This window comes from Viridibacillus soli (assembly GCF_016612995.1).
Lineage (GTDB): Bacteria > Bacillota > Bacilli > Bacillales_A > Planococcaceae > Viridibacillus > Viridibacillus soli.
Genome location: NZ_JAEOAH010000081.1, coordinates 1 through 2,802, shown reverse-complemented (window position 1 = coordinate 2,802; position 2,802 = coordinate 1). Strand labels below are relative to the sequence as shown.

At 37.3% G+C, this 2,802-nt stretch carries 4 protein-coding genes; 3 read left to right on the top strand and 1 reads right to left on the bottom strand.

Annotation, left to right across the window (positions count from 1 at the left end):
- Positions 1-35: 35 nt before the first annotated feature.
- The gene (locus tag JFL43_RS22050; protein WP_100795180.1) at positions 36-599 is read right to left on the bottom strand and encodes a GNAT family N-acetyltransferase; all 564 of its coding nucleotides are present in this window, start codon (positions 597-599) and stop codon (positions 36-38) included.
- 206 nt (positions 600-805) lie between these two features.
- Here JFL43_RS22050 and JFL43_RS22045 point away from each other — a divergent pair, with 206 nt between their 5' ends.
- The 3 genes from JFL43_RS22045 to JFL43_RS22035 all read left to right on the top strand — a co-directional run bounded on the left by JFL43_RS22045 (position 806) and on the right by JFL43_RS22035 (position 2,619).
- A complete protein-coding gene (locus tag JFL43_RS22045; protein WP_100795179.1) occupies positions 806-1,762 on the top strand; it encodes a carbohydrate kinase family protein in 957 nt (318 codons plus the stop codon).
- On the top strand, positions 1,762-2,184 hold the full coding sequence (locus JFL43_RS22040; protein WP_200750706.1) for a protein-tyrosine phosphatase family protein: 423 nt from the start codon (positions 1,762-1,764) through the stop codon (positions 2,182-2,184). Before JFL43_RS22045 ends, JFL43_RS22040 begins: the two co-directional genes overlap by 1 nt.
- A 144-nt stretch (positions 2,185-2,328) precedes the next feature.
- A complete protein-coding gene (locus tag JFL43_RS22035) occupies positions 2,329-2,619 on the top strand; it encodes a hypothetical protein (RefSeq protein WP_200750705.1) in 291 nt (96 codons plus the stop codon).
- Positions 2,620-2,802: the final 183 nt, after the last annotated feature.

The window sequence follows — 2,802 nt, the reverse complement described above, 5'->3', positions numbered from 1 at the left end:
CAACGCTTGTCGCCGTTGAACGAGCGCCTTCAGCATTAAAGTGGCTTAACCATATGATGGAACGGTTCGTCTATGATTGTCCATGGTTCTGTGATGACGAAGCCCATGCGTTCGTATAGGTGGCGTGCTTTTTCTTTTTCATTTTCTACATTTAGTGATAGTTTTTTGTAGCCCTTTTCTCGTGCTACTTGTTCTGAGAATTTGAGGAGGATTGTTCCAATGCCTTGTCCTCGGAATTCGGGATTAATGCAGACTGTGTCGACGTAGTATTCATCTTCATGTGCTTCTTTATCAACTTTTGGTGTTTCTGCACCTTTTTTTTGTAACCAAGCTTCTAGATTTGCGTCCATTTTTGTTGCGGCGTCGCCTGAGTAGAGAACTAGGGTGCCAACTACTTTACCATTTTGTTCTGCAACATATGTGTTGAGGTGAGAGTGACGGTTGTCTGTACGTTCAAATAGGTGAATTAATTCGCTTACAATGGCGTTTGGTTCTGATTCACCTGTCATACGATTTGCAATGTCTCCGATTGCATCAATAATTAGTGGTACGACATATTTGCCGTCAGCAAGTTTTGCATTTCTTACAGTAATCATCATTTTTTATCAAACTCCTTTGAACACTAGTATAGCAAAGAGATTTATTATTTTCTGGTTATAAGTGGTTATGCCTATGATTATCTTAAGGATAGTAGGGAGGTCTTCTTAATTTGGTGGATGGTGTCGAAATTTAGGCACAAGAAACTTTTTCAATAGGGGATTTCATGGTACGCTATAATGAAGATATTTTGTGAAGGAGTTTGTAAATGTTAGAGTCCAAAAAAGAATTCGTTCTCGTATATGGAGATGCGTTTGTAGATTTTATTGCTAATGATACGACTAATACGTCGTTTACTAAGTTTTTAGGTGGTGCTACAGTTAATGTAGCTGCAGGGATTAGTCGCATCGGTGCGCCTTCTGCATTGATCACAGTAACTGGGGATGATGAAACATCTGAGTTCGTGCGTAACGAGTTAGATAAAGAAGGCGTAAATATGAATTATGCCAAAATCGTTCCAGAAAAACGCGTAAGTGGCGTACATGTACATTTGACCGAAGGCAATGATCGTATTTTTACGAATTATATTGATGAAACACCTGATTTACAAGTAGAGACTGAACATTTACAGGAAGAAGCATTTAAGCGTGCTTCGATTTTTAATTTCTGTTCAAATACAATGTTTCATCCGATTGCACTTGAAACAACACGTGCAGCAGTAAAATTGGCTAAAAAGCATAGTGTATTGCTTACGATGGATGCAAATATACGTCCATTACGTTGGGAAAGTCCAAAAGCTTGTCAAGATACGATCAACACGTTCTTGCAAGATGTGAGTATGTTGAAGCTGGCTGATGAAGAAATGTTCTTCTTAACAGAAACAACGACTATAGAAGAGGGGATTGCAGCGTTAGCACAATTCAATATTCCATTAATGATGATCACAGTTGGTGCAAAAGGTACTTATGTTGTATTAGACGGTGAAGTAAAACATGTGCCATCGATTTCAATTACGTGTGTCGACACAACAGGTGCCGGTGATGCCTTTATGGCAGGTATATTAAGACATACGCATTTATATGGTATGCCAAAAACGATGGAAGACGCTTATAAATGTGTGTATTTTGCCAATCAACTAGGTGCAATGGCTGCCACAAAAGCGGGTGCAATTACAGCAATGCCAAATTATGAAGATATACAATCACTTATTAAAGAAGGCGTTTGATGATGCAAAAAAACTATCAAGCTTTAGTAAATGGCCGCATTTTCTTCGGAGGAGCAGCAGATGTAGAAGCTGCTGTTATGAATGAAAAAGTTGATGTTGTCATCGACTTACGTGTGAAAGAGCCAGAAGCGGTTACTTATAATAGAGTTCATGCACCGATTGCAGATGAAGCGGAACAGGTTGAGGCATCTATTCAGCATGCAGTTGATGAAGTATTATCAGCTTATCATAATGGCAAAAAGGTATTTTTTCATTGTGGTGGTGGCGGAGGTCGTGCAGGTACAGTTGCAGTTGGCGCTCTCATGGAGCTAGGACAAGCAAAATCTGTGGAAGAAGCTGAGCAACAAGCAAAGACTATTCGCGAAAAAGTAAATGTCCGCGAGCCGATGAAAAAAGCATTACAAAATATATATGAAAAATAGATGACATTTAGATCCTTGTTGCATATGCAACAAGGATTATTTTGATATGTTTAAATTTATATACTTTTTTCTAAATAAACAAGTATAATATAAGAGTTTGAAAATAATATAGAAGAGAAGAATTTACATAAAAGGAGAGTTTTTATGGATTTAAATAAAGAAATAGAATATCAAGATCAGCCGGTACCACAGCAGAACGAGTCCCAACAGCTTTCTGTTGGAACGTGGCTACTCACAATATTAATTATAGCCATTCCAATTGTGAATCTTATTATGTTATGTATTTGGGCTTTTGGAGAAAAGAATCCGCGTAGCAATTTTTCTAAAGCATATCTCATTTGGATTGCCATTAGTATTACATTAGTTATCATATTCTGGGTTGTATTATTAGCTATATTCGGCGCTTCAGGATTATTCTTAGATGAAAATTATTAGTTAAACATTTTGCTACGCCTGTGCAATTGCAATGGGCGTAGCTTTTTGCATTTAATGAAACAAAAAGTCATTATCTTAACAAATATGAGGGGATACTAATGGCTATCAGCATCTTCTAATTAGAATAAAAAGATCAGGCTTGTTGATTAACTAATTTTAACCATTACTATTAAAGTGGTAGGT

What these genes read in the sequence shown, in the direction of transcription:
- JFL43_RS22050 (WP_100795180.1), bottom strand. Translation starts at nt 599, where the DNA reads ATGATGATTACTGTAAGAAATGCAAAACTTGCTGACGGCAAATATGTC.
- JFL43_RS22045 (WP_100795179.1), top strand. Translation starts at nt 806, where the DNA reads ATGTTAGAGTCCAAAAAAGAATTCGTTCTCGTATATGGAGATGCGTTT.
- JFL43_RS22040 (WP_200750706.1), top strand. Translation starts at nt 1,762, where the DNA reads ATGATGCAAAAAAACTATCAAGCTTTAGTAAATGGCCGCATTTTCTTC.
- JFL43_RS22035 (WP_200750705.1), top strand. Translation starts at nt 2,329, where the DNA reads ATGGATTTAAATAAAGAAATAGAATATCAAGATCAGCCGGTACCACAG.